Here is a 21,198-nt window from a genome sequence, read left to right on the forward strand (position 1 = left end):
CCTGGTACGAGCTTGCTAATGGATCGTCCCCGTTTCCGTAGTGCCTTCCTTCATCCGCGTTTCTGGCCGTTGTGGTTGGGCTTGGGTTTGCTCTGGCTGGTGGTTCAGCTGCCGTATCGGCTTCTACTGCTCCTGGGGCGCGGGCTGGGCGTATTGATGTACCGGACCGCCCGCTCCAGGCGGCATATCGCCCGGCGCAATCTGCAGCTGTGCTTTCCCGAGTTGAACAACAAGGAGCGTGAGCGCTTGTTGCGTGAGAATTTCGCCTCGACGGGCATCGCCTTTTTCGAGATGGCGATGAGCTGGTGGTGGCCCAAGGCTCGCTTGCAGCGCCTGGCGCGGATCGAGGGCCTTGAGCATCTGCAGCAGGCGCAGGCCGAGGGGCAGGGTGTGATCCTGATGGCGTTGCATTTCACCACGCTGGAAATCGGCGCGGCGCTGCTGAGCCAGCTGCACACCATCGACGGCATGTATCGCGAGCACAAGAATGGGGTCTTCGACTTTGTTCAGCGCCGCGGGCGGGAGCGGCACAACCTCGACGCCAGCGCCATCGAGCGCGAGGACGTCAGGGCCATGCTCAAGGTACTGCGCGCCGGGCGTGCCATCTGGTATGCCCCGGATCAGGACTACGGCCGCAAGCAGAGCCTGTTCGTGCCCTGGTTCGGCATCAATGCGGCAACCGTGACCGCCACGACCAAGTTTGCCCGCCTGGGCAAGGCACGGGTGGTGCCCTACACGCAGGAACGTCTTGCCGATGGCGCCGGCTACCGGATGGTGATCCATCCGCCCCTGGAAAACTTTCCCGGTGAAAGCGAGGAAGCGGACTGCCGACGCATCAATGACTGGATCGAGGATGCGGTCCGGCAGCATCCCGAGCAGTATCTATGGGCCCATCGTCGCTTCAAGACACGCCCGGATGGCGAACCGAGTCTGTACCGCAAATTGCCGAAGAAACGCCTCAGCCCGTAAATACCCCATCGCGGAAGTCACGCAGTGCCTGTTCGATCTCCTCACGACTGTTCATCACGAACGGGCCGTATTGGACAATCGGCTCGCCTAGCGGCCGACCGGCCAGTAGCAGCACGCGGGCACCGCTGCGGGTTGTCAACTCCAGCTCTCCCTGTTCGGAAAGCCTGGCCAGCTGGTTTTTCCGAACTGGATTTCCACCCACCGTCAGCTCGCCTTCAAACACGTACAGCATCACCCGGTGGCCGTCGGCCAGCTGCGGTGTCAGAACGGTGCCGGCGGGCAGGCGGAGGTCGAACAGCTGTGGCTCGGTGTCGGGCCGCTGCACAGCGCCAGCTTGTTCGATGCCTTCAGCACGGAGCTGACCGGCAATCACCACCGCTTCGATACCGCCCGGCAGGGTGACCCGCGGGATCTCGGTAGGAGCGAAATCGCGATAGGCTGGATCGCTCAACTTGTTTTTCGCAGGCAGGTTCAGCCACAGCTGGAAGCCGCGCATCGCCCCATGTTCCTGCTGAGGCATCTCGCTATGGATGACACCGCGTGCTGCGGTCATCCATTGCACCCCGCCGCTCTCCAGCAGGCCGACGTTGCCAAGGTGGTCTTCGTGGCGCATCCGCCCTTCGAGCATGTAGGTGATCGTTTCAAAGCCGCGGTGCGGGTGCGGTGGAAAACCGGCAATGTACTCGTCGGGATTGTCCGAGCCGAACTCATCGAGCATCAGGAAGGGGTCGAAGCGCTCGGGGGCTGCGCCGCCGAAGACCCGGGTCAGGCTGACCCCTGCGCCATCGGACGTGGCGCGGCCGGTGCTGATGGAAAGAATATCGCGCATGGTCATGGCATTGCTCCAAGAAGAGGTCAGCAGAGAATACCGTCAGCATAGCGATACGTTGATGCGAAATACGGACCCTTCCCATCGATCCTTTCGATTATTCCTCGACCTGCAACTCTCTTGCACGGGTGTAGACGTAGCGGACCTTCTCGTATTCGAACGGCGAATTGAGCTGGCCGTAACGCAGGGGAGTGGTGTGGCGGATATCGATCAGGCGCAGGGCCGTAAGCCCGAATTCGCCGCCGCTGGCTTCGGCATAGCTGAAATAGTCGACCTGGCGCTCAACGCCGAAGTCCGCGACCTGGCCTGCGGTGTCGCGAAGGTTTGACGGGCCCAGTGCGGGCAGGATCAGGTAGGGGCCGTGCGGAACGCCGTAGAAGCCAAGGGTCTGGCCGAAGTCTTCCCGGTAGCGGGGCAGGCCCATGCGGGTCGCAGGGTCCCAGATGCCACCAACGCCGATGATGGTATTGAACAGCAATCGGGCAGTGGTGGTCATGGCTCGCTCGCCCTTGAGCTGCGCGATGGTATTGAAGAGGGTGGGAATCTCGCCAAGGTTGTTGAAGAAGTTGCTGACGCCGGTACGCACGATTTTAGGTGTGACGTACCGATAGCCGCGGACGGCGGGCAGCATCACGAACTGATCGAGTCGGTAGTTGAAGTAGTACATGCGCCGGTTCAGCGACTCCCACGGATCATAGATGTTCAGCGCGACGAAGGTGGCACGCTCGAATTCATGCTGATCCAGGCCGGGGTTGAACTCCAGATTGCGCAATGGATGGGTGAAGCCGTCCTCGTCGGGAGTCGGTGTCTGGGCGTGGGCCAGGCTGCTGAGCAGCAACAGGGCGAACAGAGAGCGTCTAACCACGGAAAAACTCCAACATATCCTTTGCATTGACCCGGTAGGTAAGGTTGCCGCAGTGGCCGCCGCGAGGGTAGAGCGTCATGCGGTCACCAAAGGTACGACGCAGGAAGCCCAAATCGCCGCTGCCGAGAATGATGTCGTCTGCGTTGTGCATGACGGCGATTTTCGTGGTGCTGCGCAGATAGTCCTCGAGGGCATAGAGACTCACCTGATCGATCAGTTGGGTCATGCTGCCGCCGTCCTGCTGGGCGCGCCACATGGGAATCAGCTGTTCGGTAATGTAGCAGTCGAAATCGCAAAGCAGGGCTCGGCGGAAGAACGGCTCGAGGCTGGTGCCTTCGTCTATCGGATACTTGGGCGGCACGATGAGGCCGCGGCGGTTGATCAGGTCCGAGGTAAAGGCGATGTCGGCTGCCGAAAAGCGAAACACCGAACCAATCAACATGGCCATCTGTTCATCGGTCAGGCGCAGCGCAGACTGCTGGAAATCGAAGAGCATCGCCTCGTCCAGGTCGATCATTCCCCGCTGGCGGTAGTAGCGGGTGAGTTTTTCCAGGATGACTTCATAGAAGGTGGTAGTGCTGTCGATGGCGTCGACCTGCGTCTGCACGAGCTTGTCGAGGTTGTCGATCGAGGTGTAGAGGTTGACGGGTGGGTTGACCATCAGCACCCGCTTGAAATTGAAGCTCTGTCGCGTCTCGTCGAGCTTGCTGACGAAGGCAGCATTGAGCGCGCCGAGGCTGTAACCGATGAGGTTGAACTCGGTGACAGGTAACTCATGCTGCTGCGCCCGTATGGCTTGCATCACGCGGTACAGGTCCTTGGCGTCGCCCGGGCTATAACCGGGCGTAGCGTAGCGCGAGGCGGCGGCGATGAAGTCGAAACTGGTAGGCGACGATAACTGTACGACGTGATAGCCAGCCCCATAGAACAGCCGCTTGAGCGATTCGGTTTTGCCGGCCGAGTAGCTTGCGCCGGTACCCGAGATGATGAACATCAGGGGTGCCGGTCCTGGCTGTTTCGCCAGTCGGTAGGTCAGGCGCTTAACCGCCCAGAAGTTGTCGGGCAGGATAAAGTCGCGCTCAGGGCGCAACCGAAGGCTGTAGTCGGCCTGATCAATGTCGTCACCCCCCGGCAGGTCGGCTCGCAATGCCGCCGGAGTGGTGGCAATTGTCGCCTCGAATGGATTACTCAAGGGATAGCCATATTGCTCGATGCTGATATCTGCCGCGTAGGCAGGCGTAACGACCAGCGCGAGCAGTGCGCTCAGGCACAGCAGCAGTCGCATGTTGAATGATCTCCGGTAGCTACGATGGTGTTCGGTGGATGGATGCTCAGATCTGACGGCCGATGGCAAGGCAGCCCCCTCGGCGGGTGCATTCGATAGCTGACAAGCGTCTCAGGTCACTTCGCTTGAGCGACAGGCCGGGCCATTCGAAAGCCCTGACTCTTGCGGTCAGCTAATGCCTGGAGTCACCCGCGACGTATCGCTTCGCCAACCATGGACCACAATGGGGCCGGCGGGTTGCGTTGTTTTCGGAAAGTGATAGCAAAAAGCCTCGGGCTTCTAGGTAGGGATCGCTGTTGGTCGGCCGGTAACCGGAGCAGCGTGCTCAAGGGAGGCGAGGGTAACACTCACGCCTGGTGGTGCAGCCAGGCGTGGCTTGGAATCCTTTCCTTGGCACCCTCGCGTTTGTCCAATCGCTGCCAGATCCTCTCGTGAAAATAGAATCCGACCGAGTTGCAAAGAGGTTCGATGGCGGCCACAAGCCCGCCGGCGGCGAGGCTTCCGGTCAAGGCATAGGTCACCGTGAATGCTATACAGAAGTGCATCAGGGTGAAAGTGACGGTCTTGATCATGGCGATGCGCTCCAGAAACGATCGAGAATTGTTCTCGCTTGTGAGCAAGTTTCTGCCAGCCTGCTGGAAGTTGGAAATGGTCGCCGCTGATGGCTCGCATAGGCTCTTGCTATGAACGTCCCGGTTTGCTGCGCAGGCCCCGGCAAAGCGTCTGGCTCGGGCGTTTCAGAAAATAAAAACAAGACCATGGTCGAGTGGTTTTCGGGCTGACTCACCCTAAAGTAGCCGCCCTGCCTTCATGTGGGGGCAGAGACCGTGTGGAGACATCATGAACAACGACATTGTTTTCCAGCAGATCAACGCCGATCCACGCTTCCAGCAACTGGTCGCCAAGCGTGGCCGTTTCGCCTGGACGCTGGCTGCCGTCATGCTGATGGCCTACTTCGCCTTCATTCTGATCATCGCGTTCGAGCCTGCCATCCTCGGGACTCCGCTGAGCGCCGGCTCCGTCACTACCTGGGGCATCCCTGCGGGGCTGGGGCTTATCTTCCTGTCTTTCGTCCTGACGGGCATCTATGTCCAGCGCGCCAATGGCGAATTCGATCGCATCACCCAGGACATTCTCAACGAGGCCCGGAAATGATGCTTGCTCGTTTGCTGACCGCCGCTGCCCTGACTACGGCTGCACCGGCACTGTTCGCTGACGCCCTGACCGGTGATGTACAGAAACAGGCCACCAACTGGACCGCCATTTCCATGTTCGTCGTGTTCATCATTTTCACGATGGGCATCACCAAGTGGGCAGCCAAGCGCAACACCTCCACCTCCGATTACTACACCGCCGGCGGTAGCATCACCGGCTTTCAGAACGGCCTGGCGATCGCTGGGGACTTCATGTCCGCGGCCTCGTTTCTCGGCATTTCGGCACTGGTGTTCACCAGCGGCTACGACGGCTTGATCTATTCGATCGGCTTCTTGGTGGGCTGGCCGATCATTCTTTTTCTGATGGCCGAGCGACTGCGTAACCTGGGCAAATTCACCTTCTCGGACGTAGCCTCCTACCGCCTGGGCCAGACGCAGATCCGTATCCTTTCGGCCTGCGGCTCGCTGATCGTGGTGGCCTTCTACCTGATCGCGCAGATGGTCGGTGCCGGCAAGCTGATCCAGCTGCTGTTCGGTCTGGATTACCTGGTCGCCGTCGTGCTGGTTGGTGTGCTGATGGTGATGTACGTGATGTTCGGCGGCATGCTGGCGACCACCTGGGTGCAGATCATCAAGGCGGTGCTGCTGCTGTCCGGTGCAACCTTCATGGCCGTTATGGTGATGTACAGCGTCGGCTTCGATTTCGGCCGTCTGTTCTCCGACGCCGTGGCGCTGCATCCGAACCACCAGGCGATCATGAGCCCGGGCGGCCTGGTTTCCGACCCGATCTCGGCGATTTCGCTGGGCCTGGCACTGATGTTCGGCACAGCGGGCCTGCCGCACATCCTGATGCGCTTCTTCACCGTTGCTGACGCCAAGGAAGCGCGCAAGAGCGTGTTCTATGCGACTGGCTTCATCGGCTACTTCTACATCCTGACCTTTATCATCGGCTTCGGCGCGATCCTGCTGGTCAGCACCAACCCGAGCTTCAAGGACGCCACGGGCGCCATCGTCGGCGGCACCAACATGGTCGCTATCCACCTGGCTTCGGCGGTTGGCGGCAATCTGTTCCTTGGGTTCATCTCCGCGGTGGCCTTCGCCACCATCCTCGCGGTGGTGTCCGGTCTGGCGCTGGCAGGTGCTTCGGCTGTTGCGCATGATCTCTATGCCTGCGTGATCAAGAAGGGCAAGGCCAGGGAAGAGGACGAGATGAAAGTAACCAAGCGCACCACGCTGGCCCTGGGTGTGCTGGCCATCCTCCTCGGTGTCGCTTTCGAGAACCAGAATATCGCCTTCATGGTGGGCCTGGCCTTCTCGGTTGCGGCCAGCTGCAACTTCCCGATCCTGTTCCTTTCGATGTACTGGAAGAACCTGACCACCCGCGGCGCGCTGATCGGCGGCGCGATGGGCCTGGGCACAGCTCTGCTGCTGACCATCCTCAGCCCGACGGTATGGGTCGATGTGCTGCACTTCGAGAAGGCGATCTTCCCGTACAAGTACCCGGCACTATTTGCCATGATCGCGTCGTTTGCCGGCCTGTGGTTTTTCTCGGTCACCGATAAATCCAAGGCGGCGGCGGAAGAGCGTGCACGTTTCTTCCCGCAGTTCATCCGCTCCCAGACCGGTTTGGGTTCGAGTGGTGCCGTCGCACACTGAAGCTCATCGTTGTGATGCAAAGGCAGCCGAAAGGCTGCCTTTTTTGCTTTCGGAGCCTGTGTCTCAGCAGTGCCAATCGAACCTGAAGCATGACAGTCATTCAGCGTTTCGATAGAGGCCGGAGGCAGCCGTCGCTTTCGCTAGACTCGTGGCAACCAACGAACAAAAGGTCACACCGATGCAGAATCGAATGATGGTCACGGGAGCCGGTTCCGGCCTGGGTCGCGAAATTGCCTTGCGCTGGGCGCGGGAGGGCTGGCAGCTGGCCTTGTCGGATGTCAACGAGGCCGGTCTTGCCGAAACCTTGAAAATGGTTCGTCAAGCGGGCGGCGATGGCTTCACGCAACGCTGCGACGTACGCGACTACAGCCAGCTGACCGCGCTGGCTCAGGCTTGCGAGACCAATCTTGGCGGCATAGATGTGGTGGTCAACAATGCGGGTGTCGCCTCGGGTGGCTTCTTCGAGGAGTTGTCGCTGGAGGACTGGGACTGGCAGATCGCAATCAATCTCATGGGTGTGGTCAAGGGCTGCAAGGCATTTCTGCCGCTGGTGCAGAAGAGCCAGGGCAAGATCATCAACATCGCCTCGATGGCTGCCCTGATGCAGGCGCCAGGGATGAGCAACTACAACGTGGCCAAGGCGGGCGTGGTCGCCCTGTCCGAGAGCCTGCTGGTCGAGCTCAAACAGCAGCAGGTCGGGGTTCATGTGGTCTGCCCGTCATTCTTCCAAACCAATCTGATGGATTCCTACCGCGGGCCGACGCCCAATATGAAAGCGCAGATCAGCAAGCTGCTCGAAGCGTCGCCGATCACCGCAGCCGACATTGCCGACTATATCTATCGTCAGGTAGCCGAGGGCGTGTTCATGATCCTGCCGCATGACGAGGGCCGCATGGCCTGGAAGATCAAGCAGCAGAACCCACAGGCTATCTACGACGAGATGGCGGCCCTGGCGGAGAAGAAGCGCAGCAAGAGCAGAACCTGACCGAACAGTCCGTTTTGCTTGCCCTGATCCAGGCGCGGGAGTAGGGTTGCCGGCTCACCCTCGGCCCGCCCTCTGGATGCACCTTGAAGAACCCGTCTCGCTGGCTGCTCATGCTGGCTCTCGTGCTTGCCGCGATCAATCTGCGTCCCGGCATCACCTCTTTCGCACCGCTGATCGAGCGCATCGCCGAAGAGCTGCAGCTCAGTCGCGGCGTGATCAGCCTTACCACGGCCCTTCCGGTGTTGCTGATGGGCTTGCTTGCGCCCATGGCGCCGCGACTGGCGGTGCGTTTCGGGCTGGAGCGCACCATCAGTCTTTGCCTGGGCTTGATCGGCGTGGCGTTGCTGCTGCGCCTGCTCGGTGACAACGCTCCGCTGCTCATCTCTACCGCTGCGCTGGTCGGCGCCGGAATCGCGGTGGCAGGGCCGCTGTTATCGGGCTTCATCAAGCGCCACTTCCTGGACCGGATGGGCAAGACGGCCGCTTACTATTCGTTGAGCATGGCAGTGGGCGGCACCATTGGCGTGGTGTTGACCGCACCGGCCACCGAGCTGATGGGTAACCGCTGGACCTGGGGACTGGCGCTGTGGGCGGTCCCCGCCGTGCTGGCGCTGCTGATCTGGTGGCGGTTGCCCAATCAGCCCGAGTCGGCTGCAGGGGGGCGCACCGGTCTGCCCTGGGGCGAGCCGAGGGCCTGGCTGGTGAGTATCTATTTTGCCCTGCAGGCCGGGCTGTTCTATGCGCTGGCAACCTGGTTGGTGGCGCGTTATCACGAGGTTGGCTTCAGCTTGCTGCAAAGCAACGCGTTTTTCAGCGGATTCATGCTGATCGGCTTACCCAGCGCCTTCATCATGCCTTGGCTGGCTCAGCGCTTCGGCAGGCGGCATCTGCTGATGTCTGGCTGTGGTGTGCTGGCGACGGGCTGCCTGTTGGTCATCGCCTGGCTTCCGCAGGTCAATCCTTTGCTGGTGTGCATGCTGCTGGGCGTGGCCTTGAACGGCACCTTTTCCATGTCGCTGGTCTTGCCGATGTATGAGGCAAGCACCCCGCTGGCGGTCAGCCGCCTGACCGCCATGATGCTCTGCACCGGATATTGCCTGGCTTGTCTGGCGCCGGTATTGACCGGGTTGGGACGGGATCTGGCGGGCGACTACCGCTGGCCCTTCGTCGTCCTGGCGGGCATATCTGCGTTGATGTCCGTTCTTGCCATACGGCTGGCCCCTCGTCGAGAGGCGAAAGCGGCAACGGCAGCCTGAACGCGTCCCAAAGCTGTGGTCTGCGTCACCGCTGGCCAAAACAGCCAGTGCCCAGCAGCCTGGCAAGCTGGAATGGCGCTTCGAATTGGTTGAACATGTCGACCTTTCGTCTGGAGTGACACTGTGGAGCCGGAATCCATCGTCTACGGCAGTATCCGCGATTGGCCTTCGGCTGACGTAGGGGAGTGCCGGCAGCGCAGGGCTGTCAATCGCCGTGCACTGGACCGCTTGCCGCTAGGGGAGGGCTGGCCCTTCATTGGCCGTGAGATGTTTTCATGCTGCGCCGAGGAAGGCGTCTACCAGACGCAGGTGATCCACTTTGGCGCCAGCTATCGAGCGGTCGAGTACGAGTGGGCGCTGTGGGTCCGCAATTTCGAGGCGCTTCTCGATGAGCTGTATTGGACCAGCGCGGTGGTGCATCTGGAAACCGAGCTCAACGGCACGCACACCTTTCGCTGGGATACCGATAGCGGCTCGCATAGCCCTCACCAACGTGATCTTCGCATGCGCTGCGCCTGGGAGCGCGACGGCGGGGTGCTCGGCTAGCGCTCAGTCGTCCAGCCATTCCTTCGGCACGTCGCGCTTGAGTGCCAATTGACACTGCTGGTGATCAACATCGAAGAGGATCACGGCGGTGCCTTTGCTCAAGGCGTGGCGCACCCGTTCGACCCGCGTCTGCAGCGGCGTCTCGTCACCGTTATCGGTGCCATCGCGAGTGACGAAATCCTCGATCAGACGAGTCAGGGTGTCAGGTTCGAGCTGGTCGTATGGAATGAGCATCGGCTTCTGTTCAGGTAGGGTGGTGCAGGTCGGGTTCGATGATCGGGGCGTCCAGGAACCTGTCCAGGCAAGCATACAGCTGCTCGCTGGCCAACGGCTTGCCGATGAAATCATCCATGCCGGCATCCCGGCCCTGTCGGCGATGTTCTTCAAGCACATGGGCAGTGAGCGCGACGATCGGTACCGCCGGTATACCCCGTTCGGCCTCGAAACGACGAACCTGTCGGCTGGCTTCGAAACCATCCAGTTCCGGCATCTCGCAATCCATCAGGATGAGCTGCACTGCTCCTGGGTTCAGACAATAGGCCTTGACTGCGCGGCGCCCGTTCTCGGCAATGATGACCTCGTAGCCCCGTTTGCGCAGCAGACTGGACACGACCATCTGACTGACGGGATTGTCTTCGGCAATGAGAATGCAAGGTCTGGCGTTCATGCGGGGCAGTTCGCCTTTAGCCATCGCTGCGCCATCTGAGGGCGTTTGGGGTGGCTGGTAGAGCCGGTGCAGGGCGTCGCGTAGCGGGCCAAGCAGTAGCGGCAATGGCAAGCTGGCCAGTCGCAGCGACGAAGCAACAGGAATCTGCTCGTCCTGGGGCGGATACAGCAGCATCACGCGCTGATCCGGCTCGAGCTGGCCGGCCAGCGGGGTGAGCCACGAGAGCGGATTGCCTGTCCAGGGCGCCACTATGACCAACAGCGAGGCAGGGGTCTGATCGTCGAGGTAGCGAGGCAACCGTTGCGGCTCCTCGCAGCGAACGATGCGCATGCCCCAGCGGCTGAGCAAATTGCCCATCGCATCCAGGGCGCACGGATCCCCAGACGCAATCACTGCCGTATGCCCCTCGAGCAGCGGGATAAGGGGGTCGAGGGTGCCGCCTGCTTCACGCAGCGGCATATCGAAACTGAACCGGCTGCCGTGACCAGGCGTACTCTGCACTTCGATGCGGCCACCCATCATTTCCACCAGCTCCTTACTGATGACCAGCCCCAGCCCGCTGCCGCCATAACGGCGCGTGGTGCTGGAATCGCCCTGGGCGAACGAGACGAACAGCTGACTCAGCACTTCTGCACGCATCCCAATGCCGCTATCGGTGATCGCGAACACCAGGCTGCGCGCTTCCTGAGGCCCCTGGCGGCTGATCTCCAGCAACACGCATCCCCGTTCGGTGAACTTCAGTGAGTTGCTGAGCAGGTTCATCAGGACTTGCTTGAGGCGGGTCGGGTCACCTCGCAGGCGACGGGGGACGCCAGGCCCGAGGCTGAGATGCAGGCCCAGTTGCTTTTCCAGTGCCTGGGCCGTGAACAGGCTGATGGTTTCGGAAACCAGCGTCTCCAGGTCGAATTCGATGTCTTCCAGAACCATCTTGCCCGCGCCGATGCGCGCATAGTCGAGGATGTCGTTGATCACGGTCATCAGCGAGTTGCTCGAACTGGAGATGGTGTCCAGGTAGAACCGCTGGTTGCGGTCCAGCGGGGTTTCACGCAGCAGTTGCAGCATTCCCAGCACGCCGTTGAGCGGCGTGCGGATTTCATGGCTCATTTTTGCAAGGAAACGGCTTTTCGCCTGATTTTCGCTTTCTGCCCGCTCGGCTGCCTGGCGCGACCTGAAGCCTTCTTCCTTGAGCAGGTTGATGCGGTCGGCAAGCCCGATGGACAGGGTGATCAGCTCGAAAGCGATGCCGATCTTGACGACCGGGGCGCCGTAAAGACCAAACAGGTTCACGCCCAGTGAACCGGCCGTGACGATGACGAATGTAGCCAGCAATACGCCCCAGGCGAGCGTGTAGTACAGGCCATAGCGCACGCCGCGGCCCCATACGAAAGCTCCGGTAAGGAGCAGGCCGATGGACACCCCGATGACCATGACGCTGGCCAGTACGCTCCAGGTTTGCATGTCGAGCACGAAGCCGGACGCCAGCGCACCGACCGCTCCGGCCAAGGTGACTTGCAGCGCGATGTCCAGGCGCGGGAAATATTCACGGGTGTGAAGGAAATGCCTGCTGAACTGCACGGCAATCAGGCAATGGCTGAGCATCAGCGCATAGATGCCCAGCGCAACGACGCCGCCGGCATCATTCAGCCATTTGACCAGCATGCCATCGAAGCTGAGGGTGAACAGGCCTACGTTCAGGTTGTAGATCAGATACCAGAAGTAGGCTGGTTCCCGCAGCGAGAGGAAGAGAAAGAAGTTGTAGCAGAACATCGCGAACAGCACGCCGTAGAAGGCGCCGGCAAAGCCCATCGATTCTTCGGTGGCTTCGGCGTTTGCCGCATAGCTGCTGAAATACAGCGGGAGGTACAGGGTGCTGGTGCTCTTGACACGCAGCAGCACGGTGGAAGTGCCGGGTTCCAGATCAAGGGGAAACCAGAAGTTGCTGACCTTGACCGAGCGTTGGCTGAACGGATGGCCGTCTCCCGATTGCTGCCGGCTGATCCGGCCGTCCGGGTGACGCAGATAGAGCTGGATGTCGTCGAGCAACGGATAGTTGATCTCGACAAAGCCGCCGACGGGGGCGTTCAGCTGGTTATCGAGATCGACTCGGAACCACCAGACCGAGTCGTTCTTGCCCTTGTTGGCGTGAACGCCTCTTACTGGCTCGAAGGTTTCCTGCGGCAACGCGAATACTTCAGTCGCGCTCAGTTCTGCGCCGGGATCTCTAAGAAAGTAGGTACTGCTTCCCAGGGCCTCGCGAAAATGCTGTGAGTCCACCTGCACGGGTGCAAACGCCCAGACCTGAGCGGACAGGCAGAACAGGAACAAGGCCAGACAAAGACGCGAGAGCATGTGATCGACTCGGGGGCTTGCAAAGCCGCGATACGCGGTTTTTCCAGTTACGCAGACGGCAAACCCAGGTTCGCCTGATGCCTGCTCGAGGCACCCATGCAGTTCAGAGGCTGCGACTTTGCCCGGATAGAAGCCGCCTCGCAATTGGCAGATGCCTCAAGTTGGCGGCACATCATGAAACGTACAGGTCATTGGGATGAATCGTCGTTGTGCTTGTCGAAGATCGAATCGACTGCCGGTACCCGCGTGTCGTTTTCCATCTGGGTGACATGCTCGAGCTGGTGGCTGAAATTCTCCAGTGAATCCTTTCCGGCATGGGCGTCACTGGCAAAGACTGGCGGGCTCAGCAGGTAGGCGCAAACCAGTCTGCTCATGGCGGCCAGGCTGTCGATGTGGGTGCGTTCATAGCCGTGCGTGGCGTCGCAGCCAAAGGCCAGCAGGGCCGTACGGATGTCATGGCCCGCTGCGATCGCTGACTGGGCGTCGCTGTGGTAGTAGCGGAACAGGTCACGCCGGACCGGGATCTCGTTGCCTGCGGCCAGCTTCAGCAAGTGTCGCGACAGGTGAAAATCGTAAGGGCCGCCGGAGTCCTGCATGGCCACGGTCACGGCGTGCTCGCTGGATGCCTGGCCCTTGGCAGTAGGCGCGATATCGATGCCGACAAATTCACTGACATCCCAGGGCAGGGCGCCAGCAGCGCCGGAGCCGGTCTCTTCGGTGATGGTAAACAGCGGGTGGCAGTCGATGGGCGGCTCGCGACCGCTTTCAACGACCGCCTTCAGGGCCGCCAACAGCGCCGCAACACCGGCCTTGTCATCAAGATGACGCGAGCTGATGTAGCCGCTGTCGGTGAATTCGGGCATGGGATCGAAGGCCACGAAATCGCCCACGTTTATCCCGAGCGCCAGGGTGTCCGCACGGCTCTGGGTGTAGCCATCGAGCCGCAGCTCGACGTGATCCCAGCTGATCGGCATCTCGTCGACCGCAGTGTTGAAGGCGTGACCCGATGCCAGCAGCGGCAACACGCTGCCGCGCACCACTCCGGTGTCGGTAAACACACTGACGCGGCTGCCCTCGGCGAAGCGGCTCGACCAGCAGCCTACAGGTGAAAGGCCAAGCCGGCCGCTGTCATGGATTTCCCGAACGCTGGCCCCGATGGTGTCCAGGTGCGCTGCGATGGCTCGGTCCGGGCTGTAGCGGCGCCCCTTGAGCGTGGCGCGAATGGTACCCCGGCGGGTCAGTTCGAAGGGAATACCCAGCTCCTTCAGGCGCTCGGCGACATAGCGGACGATGGTGTCCGTGAAACCGGTAGGGCTGGGAATGGCGAGCATTTCCAGCAGCACACGCTGCAGATAATTCAGGTCAGGTTCTGGAAGTTTTGCAGTCATTGTCAGTCCTTAGCGGCGAACGAAATGCTGCCGCTATGTTGTAGGTGAGTTTGAGCTGCGATCAGCCGCAAGCGAGGTGGCGACAGGGCGCCGACACCTACAGGTGCCGGAGCGCGAACAAAGGATTCGCTCTGCCCCGCTAGCGGGTCCCATGGCTCAACGGAAACAGCAGATCCACGAAGCGCTCAGCCGTGGGCTGCGGGTGGTGATTGGCAAGACCGACCCGCTCGTTCGCCTCGATGAAGACGTACTCGGGCTGATCTGCCGCGGGCACCAGCAGGTCGAGGCCGACCACCGGGATGTCCAGCGCGCGGGCGGCACGAACGGCAGCGTCGATCAGGTCGGGGTGCAGTTGATCGGTCACATCATCGAGCGTGCCGCCGGTATGCAGATTGGCGGTGCGTCGAACCGTCAGATGCTCGCCACGTGGCAGTACGCTGTCGTAATCGAAGCCGGCTTCGCTCAGGCACCGCTGGGTTTCCTCATCCATTGGAATCTTGCTTTCGCCCCCGGTGGCGGCCTGGCGGCGGCGACTCTGGGTTTCTATCAACTCTCGAATGGTGTGGCTGCCGTCGCCGACGACTTCAGCCGGTCGGCGGATTGCCGCAGCGACTACCTCATAGCCGATCACCACGATGCGCAAATCGAGGCCGGGATGATAGCTTTCGAGCAGCACACGCTGATCGAAGTGGCGTGCTCGGCCAATCGCTTCTTCGACGTCTGCGGGGTTGCGCAGGTCGACTGAGACTCCGTGGCCCTGCTCGCCATCGAGCGGCTTGACCACGACGCTGCCGTGCGCTTCGAGAAACGCGGCGTTGTCTTCGGGTGATCCAGCGAGCTGCTGGGCCGGCAGCTTCAGGCCGGCGCGGGCGAGTGTTCGGTGGGTCAGGCTCTTGTCCTGGCAGAGCGTCATGCTCACGGCAGACGTGAGATCCGACAGCGATTCACGGCAGCGCACCTTTCGACCGCCCTGGGTAAGGGTGAACAAGCCGGCCTCGGTGTCGTCGATGCTGATCTCGATGCCGCGCCGGCGCGCTTCGTCAACGATGATCCGGGCGTAGGGATTCAGCTCGGCTTCCGGGCCAGGGCCCAGAAACAACGGCTGGTTGAAGGTGTTCTTGCGCTTGACCGTGAAGGTCTGCAGGTCGCGGAAGCCCAGCTTGGCGTAGAGCGCCTTTGCCTGCTTGTTGTCATGCAGGACCGACAGATCCAGATAGGCCAGCCCACGTCCCATGTAGTGCTCGATCAGATGGCGCACCAGGGCTTCGCCGACGCCCGGGCGAGTGCAGCTCGGGGCGACCGCGAGGCACCAGAGGCTCGAGCCGTTTTCCGGATCGTTGAACGCCTTGTGGTGATCCAGGCCCATGACGCTGCCAATGATCTGGCCGGAATCGTCATCCTCGGCGAGCCAATAGACAGGACCGCCCTGATCCCTGGGGGTACAGAGCTCCGGGTTTACCGGCAACATATGGCGGGATTGATACAGGCAGTTGATCGCCTTCCAGTCCGCCTCGCTCTGGGCCCTTCGGATACCGAAGCCGCGGAAGCTGCGCCGTGCCGGTCGGTAGTCGGTAAACCAGATGCGCGACGTGTCGGACGGGTCGAGAAACAACTGCTGCGGCGCGTAGGCAAGCACCTGGTGTGGCGCGGCAACATAAAGCGCGATGTCGCGTTCGCCAGCCTGCTCGTGGAGCAGGTCTGCGGCGAGCTTTTCCGGATCGGAATACGTATGGCCGATCAGGATGCGGCCCCAGCCACAGTGCAGCGTCACGGGCGCCTGGGGTTCATCCTGGCCATCCTCGGCGAGCCGTTGCTGCAAGCGCTCGTAGGTCGGTGTCTGGCCGCGCAACAGTCGCTGTCCATAGGCTTGGGACTTCTGCATGGTGCATTCCTTGGAGCTTGTCATGACTTCACGGCGGTAACGGCTCGGCGCTCGCTCGCCGCGTCGTCATGATCGGGTTCTTAGAGGCCTTGTTCGCTCAACCATAGATTGACCGCAGCCAGTTGCCACAGCTTGGAGCCACGCAACGGTGTCAGCTGCCCTTCGGGATCATTGAATAGCTTGTCCAGCATCGCCGGGTTGTACAGCCCGCGGTCCTGGCTCGGGTCCGTGAGCAGCTTCCGCACCCAGTTCAGCGTATCGCCCTCGAGATGCTTGAGCCCCGGCACCGGGAAATAGCCCTTGGGACGATCGATGACTGCTGCCGGAATAACCTTGCGCGCCGCTTCCTTGAGCACGTACTTGCCGCCATCCGGTAGTTTGTACTTGGCTGGAATGCGCGCGGAAAGCTCCGCCACGTTGTGATCGAGAAACGGCACCCGCGCCTCCAGGCCCCAGGCCATTGTCATGTTGTCAACACGCTTGACCGGGTCGTCTACCAGCATCACCGTGCTGTCGATTCGCAGGGCCTTGTCGACAGCCGCATCGGCGCCGGGTTGGGCGAAATGCTGACGTACGAAATCGCCGGAAAAGTCGCCCTTGACCCACTGCTGCTGCACCGTGTCGGCGTACTCTTCGAAGCTGCGGTCGCGGAAGGCCTGCAGGTAAGCCTCGACCGGATCCTCTGCACCGTCCACCTGTGGATACCAGTGGTAGCCGGCAAACAGCTCGTCTGCACCCTGGCCGCTCTGTACCACCTTGCAGTGTTTGGACACCTCACGCGAGAGCAGATAGAAGGCGATGCAGTCATGGCTGACCATCGGCTCGCTCATGGCGCGGAAGGCGGCGGGCAGCTGTTCGAGGATTTCCCTTTCCTGAATGCGCAGCTGGTGATGGCGCGTCCCGTAATGCTGGGCAATCAGGTCGGAATACTTGAACTCGTCACCGCGCTCGCCGCCTGCATCCTGAAAGCCGATGGAGAAGGTTTGCAGATTATCAGCGGCACCCGCTTCGCGAAGCAGGCCGACCAGCAGACTGGAGTCGACACCGCCGGACAGCAGCACGCCAACGTCCACTGCTGCGCGATGGCGCAGGGCAACGGACTCGCGCAGGGTCGTCAGGGTGCGCTCTTGCCAGTCTTCGAAGCTGTAGTGCTGTTCCTCTTCCGAGGCGCCGAACTCCAGCGTCCACCAGCGGTGCTGGCTGGCCTTGCCGCTGGCATCGACACGCATGAAGGTACCTGGCGGCAGCTTTTCGATGCCTGCGATGAGCGTGTCCGGTGCGGGCACGACGGCATGGAAGCTCATGTAATGGTTCAGTGCCACCGGATTCAGCACACCGGCAATGTCGCCACCCTTGAGCAACGCCGGCAGGGTCGACGCAAAGCGCAGGCGCTCGCCGGTGCGCGACAGATACAGCGGCTTGATGCCGAGGCGATCCCGCGCAATGAAAAGCTCCTGCCCGTCGCGCTGCCAGATGGCGAAGGCGAACATGCCGTTCAGGCGGGGCAGCAGGGCTTCGCCCCAGGCGTGAAAACCCTTGAGCAACACCTCGGTGTCACCGCCGGAGAAAAAGCTGTAACCCAGTGCCTCGAGTTCGGCACGCAGTTCCGGGTAGTTGTAGATGGCGCCGTTGAACACCATGGAAAGGCCGAGCGCCGAATCGATCATCGGCTGGCCAGAGGCCTCGCACAGATCCATGATTTTCAGACGCCGATGCCCCAGTGCGAGAGGCCCGTGGCTATTGAAGCCGCAGGCATCCGGTCCACGCGAGGTCAGGGATTGGGTGATGCGTTCAACGGCAGCCAGATCGGCCGGTTGATTATCGAAGCGAAGTTCGCCAGCTATGCCACACATAAGGTCCTTACCGGTATATCCGTTCGAAAGTGTGACTGGCACGCGGACCGTGAAGTTCAGGTTTCTTGACGGGCGTGACCGGCTGCAAGCGATCTGCAGCAAGGCGCGGCGCGGCATTGCAGATCAGTCGCGCATGGCTCGCCAGCCGCGCAGCTGCCTCCGGGCAATACGAAAAACTACCGTTGCGGGCCGGCACCCTGCACGAGTGAGGGAACCCCAGGCGCTGTGATCCATCACTCAGGTGCGGAAACCCTCGACGATATGCTCGGCCAGGGTTTCGCTGACCTGCGACTGGTTACGCTCGCTGCGTAACAGCACGATGCTGCTCAGAGGCAGTTCAGGCATGCCCTCTGCTTCGCCGAGAATGCGCATGTCGGATGAGACGAGGCTCTCGAACTGCGCAGTCACGGCGAGGCCCGCGCCAACCACCGCCATCAGCGCCGATAGGCTGGGGCTCGTGTAGGCGACCCGGTAGGGTATGTCCAGTCCGTCCAGGGCGTTGCAGGCCCAGGCCCGACAGAAGCACTCGGTGTTGAACATCGCCAACGGCATGGGGCGCTGCTCATGAGTGTTGAAGCCCGGCGCCTCGGCCCAGACAAACCGTTCGCGACGCAGCAGCTGGCCGATCTCCGTGCCCGGCTCCCGAGTGACGATGGTCAGGTCCAGGTCGCGTCGGTGCAATAGCTGGTATGACGGCTCGCAGTGCACCTCGACCTGAACCAGGGGATAGGCCTGAGCGAAACGCGACAGGATGCCGGGCAGAAAACGCATCACATAGTCGTCTGGCGTGCCAATGCGCACCGAGCCGACCATGTGCGGCTCGCGCAACGTGGTAAGCACCTCGCCGTGCAGCTTGAGGATCCTGCGCGCATAACCAAGCAGGATCTGGCCCTCGGGCGTCAGCCGAACCTGGCGACCGTCACGCTCGAAAACCGGGCGCTGCAGCACGTCCTCCTCGAGCCGCTTCATCTGCATGCTGATAGCCGATTGTGTGCGGTTGACCGCTTCGGCGGCGCGGGTAAAACCACCGTGATCAGCGATCGCGACAAAGCTGCGCAGCAGTTCGGCATCGATGCTGGGATAGTTGGCCATTCATCAATCCCCGAGATGGTTGCCATCAGAAACATTCGTTGGATTGATCATAAGCCCGGCTGGAAACTGGCGCCATCCACTGGGAGGGTGCACAGATGAAAAGCCATGCCGGGTTTCTACCGCGTACGCTGAGCACAGCGGGCCATTTCTCGCTCGGACGCCTGTTGCTGGGTTCCTGGCAGCAGATCTGCCGCTGGCATGCGTTGTATCGTCAGCGCCAGCGGCTTGCTGCACTGAGCGATGAAATGCTCAAGGACATCGGGCTTAGCCGAGCCGATGTTGAGGCGGAAAGCGCCCGCCCGTTCTGGGACGAGCCGTCTCGCCGCTGACAAGTGCGCTGGATTGCAACGGCGAAGTAACCTCGCCGTTGCTCAAACGTCCCGGCAGCTGCCTGCAAGTCAGGTGCGCCGAATCAGCTTGCGCAGCAGGAAACGGTTCGGGTGGCAGGCTTCGGCGATGGCGCGGGGCAAGGGCAGGGGCTCGCCATCAAGCCAGGCCGCCAGCAGTTCGCCGGCCAATGGCGTGGTGATCAGGCCGCGCGAGCCGTGAGCGGTGTTGACGTACAGCCCATCCAGCCAGGGGCAGGGCGTGTCCGGAGCCTGCCGGGCATCTTTGGACAGCACGGCATAGGCACCAGCGAACGCTTCGGCGTCGGCCAGGGGCCCTATGATCGGCAGGTAATCGGGGCTGGTACAGCGGAAGGCGACACGCCCGTGAAGGTCCTCAACGGCGCATGTATCGGCGTGCAAGCGGTGATGAAGATCGGCGGAAATTTCCTTCAGCATTTCGAGATTGGAACGGTGCTCGGCTGCGCTCGGTGCAGGGTCGGCTTCGGCGAAGTTGAAGCTGGCGCCAAGGGTATGCTGCCCTTCACGGGCTGGGGCAACGTAACCCTTGGCGCAGAGCACGGTCTGTAGCACGGCGCTTTCTGCTGTCTCCGGCAGGCCGGTAATCTGCCCGCGGATGCGCTTGAGCGGCAGCCAGGCGCTCTGGCTGAAACATCCAGCCTCGGCGGCCCCGGCGAGCACTACCACTGGCGCCTCGGCCAGCACCTGGTCGGCATCCAGCGCCTGCCAGGACTCGCCACTGCGGCGCAGCTCAACCGGCTGCTGGTGGTGAATCAGCCGGATATCCGGATGATCGATCAGCCAGCGGCACAATGCCGGCGGGTGCGCCCAGCCGGCGCTCGGGTAGAACAGGCCGCCCTGGCCCGTCTCGACTCCTGACAGCCTCCGAGCCTGTTCACGATCAACCGGATGGAGCAGATCGGCAGGGAAGGCCGTGGCCAGTTCGGCCTGACGTGCGGCCTCCTTCTCATCAAAGGCGATCTGCAGCACACCGCAGGCGTCCCAGTCCCGGCCCTGCTGCAGGTTGGCCAATAACCGACGGGTATAGCCGAAGCCGCTGACCACCAGTTGCGACAGTGCCGTACCGTGCGCCGACAGCTTCAGATAGAGCACACCCTGGGGATTGCCGGAGCCTTCCTCGGCGATGGCCGAGTGCCGCTCCAGCAAGGTGACCTGCCAGCCGCGCGCGGCCAGGCTTGCGGCGCTGGCGCAACCGGCCAGGCCTGCACCTATCACCAGAGCCCTGCGTTGCGCGGGTTTGAACGCTGGCCGGGCAAACCAGGGCTTGCCCGCCTGCTCCGGGGAGCCGATGAACCGGCCGCGCAGGCTTTCCCACTTCTGACCGAAACCGGGGATGCGCTTCACCTCGAAGCCTGCCGCCTGCAGTGCGCGCCGCACCGTACCGGCACTGGTGAAGGTGGCCAGCGTGGTGCCCGGGCCGGACAGGCGGGCCATCTGCTCGAACAGTGCAGGCTGCCACATGTCCGGGTTCTTGGCTGGAGCGAAGCCGTCGAGAAACCAGGCGTCGACACGGGCGTCCAGCGTGCCCAGGCAGTCCAAGGCGTCGCCCACCAGCAGGGTCAGCACTATCCGGCCGAAGCGAAACTGCTGGAAGCCGGGATTGACCGCCACGTATTGCGCGAGCAACTGCTGCGCCTGATGCTGCAGTTCGGGCCACAGTGCAAGGGCGCGCTGCAGGTCGGCACGGGCAAGGGGGTGTTTTTCCACGCTGACGAAATGCAGCCTGGCGCCAGGCTTCGCACAACGCTCGAACAGCGCCCAGGCACAGAGAAAATTCAGCCCGGTGCCGAAACCCGTCTCGCCGATGACCAGGCGCTCGCCAGTCTCAAGGGCGGCGAAACGCTCCCCGAGGCCGTTCGGCTGAAGAAACACGTGCCTGGTTTCCGCCATACCCGAAATGCGTGAGAAATAGACGTCGTTGTACAGGCGGGACTGCGGCTGGCCATTGGCGTCCCAGTCGAGTTCGGCATGCTGAAAATCGTTGGCTGAATGGCTGGACATCATAGGCATCCTGGCGCGAAAGGCGGCGATTCTAGCAGCCGCGCGAAACCTGC

Annotated in this window: 18 protein-coding genes; 7 read left to right on the forward strand and 11 right to left on the reverse strand. The window is 62.0% G+C overall.

The window, feature by feature from the left end; all coding sequences use genetic code 11:
- The first annotated feature begins 18 nt into the window (after positions 1-18).
- Positions 19-969 (forward strand): lipid A biosynthesis lauroyl acyltransferase, encoded by a 951-nt coding sequence (locus tag AC4LFW_RS04825; protein ID WP_491818074.1) that lies wholly within the window; start codon positions 19-21, stop codon positions 967-969.
- On the opposite strand, the gene AC4LFW_RS04830 is transcribed toward AC4LFW_RS04825, so the two are convergent.
- The 4 genes from AC4LFW_RS04830 to AC4LFW_RS04845 form a co-directional block, all read right to left on the reverse strand.
- On the reverse strand, positions 959-1,804 hold the full coding sequence (locus AC4LFW_RS04830) for a pirin family protein (protein WP_491818075.1): 846 nt from the start codon (positions 1,802-1,804) through the stop codon (positions 959-961). The two genes, AC4LFW_RS04825 and AC4LFW_RS04830, sit on opposite strands and share 11 nt — an antisense overlap.
- Positions 1,805-1,895: 91 nt before the next feature.
- Complete coding sequence (locus AC4LFW_RS04835) at positions 1,896-2,663, reverse strand: MlaA family lipoprotein (RefSeq protein WP_491818076.1); 768 nt, start codon at positions 2,661-2,663, stop codon at positions 1,896-1,898.
- On the reverse strand, positions 2,656-3,948 hold the full coding sequence (locus AC4LFW_RS04840) for an alpha/beta fold hydrolase family protein (RefSeq protein WP_491818077.1): 1,293 nt from the start codon (positions 3,946-3,948) through the stop codon (positions 2,656-2,658). Before AC4LFW_RS04840 ends, AC4LFW_RS04835 begins: the two co-directional genes overlap by 8 nt.
- A gap of 347 nt (positions 3,949-4,295) precedes the next feature.
- Positions 4,296-4,520, reverse strand: a complete 225-nt coding sequence (locus AC4LFW_RS04845; RefSeq protein WP_491818078.1) for a DUF2061 domain-containing protein — start codon at positions 4,518-4,520, stop codon at positions 4,296-4,298.
- Between the two features lie 268 nt (positions 4,521-4,788).
- Here AC4LFW_RS04845 and AC4LFW_RS04850 point away from each other — a divergent pair, with 268 nt between their 5' ends.
- The 5 genes from AC4LFW_RS04850 (at position 4,789) to AC4LFW_RS04870 (ending at position 9,545) form a co-directional block, all read left to right on the forward strand.
- Positions 4,789-5,103 carry a DUF485 domain-containing protein gene (locus tag AC4LFW_RS04850; RefSeq protein ID WP_491818079.1) on the forward strand — a complete coding sequence of 105 codons (315 nt, stop codon included), beginning with the start codon at positions 4,789-4,791 and terminating at the stop codon, positions 5,101-5,103.
- Positions 5,103-6,758 carry a cation acetate symporter gene (locus AC4LFW_RS04855; RefSeq protein WP_491820127.1) on the forward strand — a complete coding sequence of 552 codons (1,656 nt, stop codon included), beginning with the start codon at positions 5,103-5,105 and terminating at the stop codon, positions 6,756-6,758. The genes AC4LFW_RS04850 and AC4LFW_RS04855 overlap by 1 nt, the downstream gene beginning before the upstream one ends.
- A gap of 178 nt (positions 6,759-6,936) precedes the next feature.
- Entirely contained in the window at positions 6,937-7,743 is an 807-nt protein-coding gene (locus AC4LFW_RS04860; protein ID WP_491818080.1) for an SDR family oxidoreductase, read from the forward strand.
- Positions 7,744-7,853: 110 nt separating this feature from the next.
- Positions 7,854-8,999, forward strand: coding sequence for an MFS transporter (locus tag AC4LFW_RS04865; protein WP_491820128.1), 1,146 nt, complete (start codon positions 7,854-7,856; stop codon positions 8,997-8,999).
- A gap of 123 nt (positions 9,000-9,122) precedes the next feature.
- Positions 9,123-9,545: a hypothetical protein gene (locus AC4LFW_RS04870; RefSeq protein WP_491818081.1), complete on the forward strand. Its 423-nt coding sequence runs from the start codon at positions 9,123-9,125 to the stop codon at positions 9,543-9,545.
- Between the two features lie 3 nt (positions 9,546-9,548).
- Here the strand turns inward: AC4LFW_RS04870 and AC4LFW_RS04875 are convergent, their stop codons facing one another.
- The 6 genes from AC4LFW_RS04875 to AC4LFW_RS04900 all read right to left on the reverse strand — a co-directional run bounded on the left by AC4LFW_RS04875 (position 9,549) and on the right by AC4LFW_RS04900 (position 18,776).
- Entirely contained in the window at positions 9,549-9,779 is a 231-nt protein-coding gene (locus AC4LFW_RS04875; RefSeq protein ID WP_491818082.1) for a YheU family protein, read from the reverse strand.
- Positions 9,780-9,789: 10 nt separating this feature from the next.
- Entirely contained in the window at positions 9,790-12,561 is a 2,772-nt protein-coding gene (locus AC4LFW_RS04880) for a hybrid sensor histidine kinase/response regulator (RefSeq protein ID WP_491818083.1), read from the reverse strand.
- 188 nt (positions 12,562-12,749) lie between these two features.
- Positions 12,750-13,949, reverse strand: a complete 1,200-nt coding sequence (locus AC4LFW_RS04885; RefSeq protein ID WP_491818084.1) for an osmoprotectant NAGGN system M42 family peptidase — start codon at positions 13,947-13,949, stop codon at positions 12,750-12,752.
- A 139-nt stretch (positions 13,950-14,088) separates the two neighbouring features.
- Positions 14,089-15,831, reverse strand: a complete 1,743-nt coding sequence (gene ngg, locus AC4LFW_RS04890; RefSeq protein ID WP_491818085.1) for an N-acetylglutaminylglutamine synthetase — start codon at positions 15,829-15,831, stop codon at positions 14,089-14,091.
- 80 nt (positions 15,832-15,911) lie between these two features.
- On the reverse strand, positions 15,912-17,684 hold the full coding sequence (locus tag AC4LFW_RS04895; RefSeq protein ID WP_491818086.1) for an N-acetylglutaminylglutamine amidotransferase: 1,773 nt from the start codon (positions 17,682-17,684) through the stop codon (positions 15,912-15,914).
- A 237-nt stretch (positions 17,685-17,921) separates the two neighbouring features.
- Complete coding sequence (locus AC4LFW_RS04900; RefSeq protein WP_491818087.1) at positions 17,922-18,776, reverse strand: LysR substrate-binding domain-containing protein; 855 nt, start codon at positions 18,774-18,776, stop codon at positions 17,922-17,924.
- A 95-nt stretch (positions 18,777-18,871) separates the two neighbouring features.
- On the opposite strand from AC4LFW_RS04900, the gene AC4LFW_RS04905 reads away from it, so the two are divergent.
- Positions 18,872-19,105, forward strand: coding sequence for a DUF1127 domain-containing protein (locus AC4LFW_RS04905; RefSeq protein ID WP_491818088.1), 234 nt, complete (start codon positions 18,872-18,874; stop codon positions 19,103-19,105).
- A 69-nt stretch (positions 19,106-19,174) separates the two neighbouring features.
- Here the strand turns inward: AC4LFW_RS04905 and mnmC are convergent, their stop codons facing one another.
- Positions 19,175-21,145 (reverse strand): bifunctional tRNA (5-methylaminomethyl-2-thiouridine)(34)-methyltransferase MnmC2/FAD-dependent 5-carboxymethylaminomethyl-2-thiouridine(34) oxidoreductase MnmC1, encoded by a 1,971-nt coding sequence (mnmC, locus tag AC4LFW_RS04910; RefSeq protein ID WP_491818089.1) that lies wholly within the window; start codon positions 21,143-21,145, stop codon positions 19,175-19,177.
- Positions 21,146-21,198 lie beyond the last annotated feature (53 nt).

It is taken from the genome of Stutzerimonas sp. C6.4V (assembly GCF_058536345.1).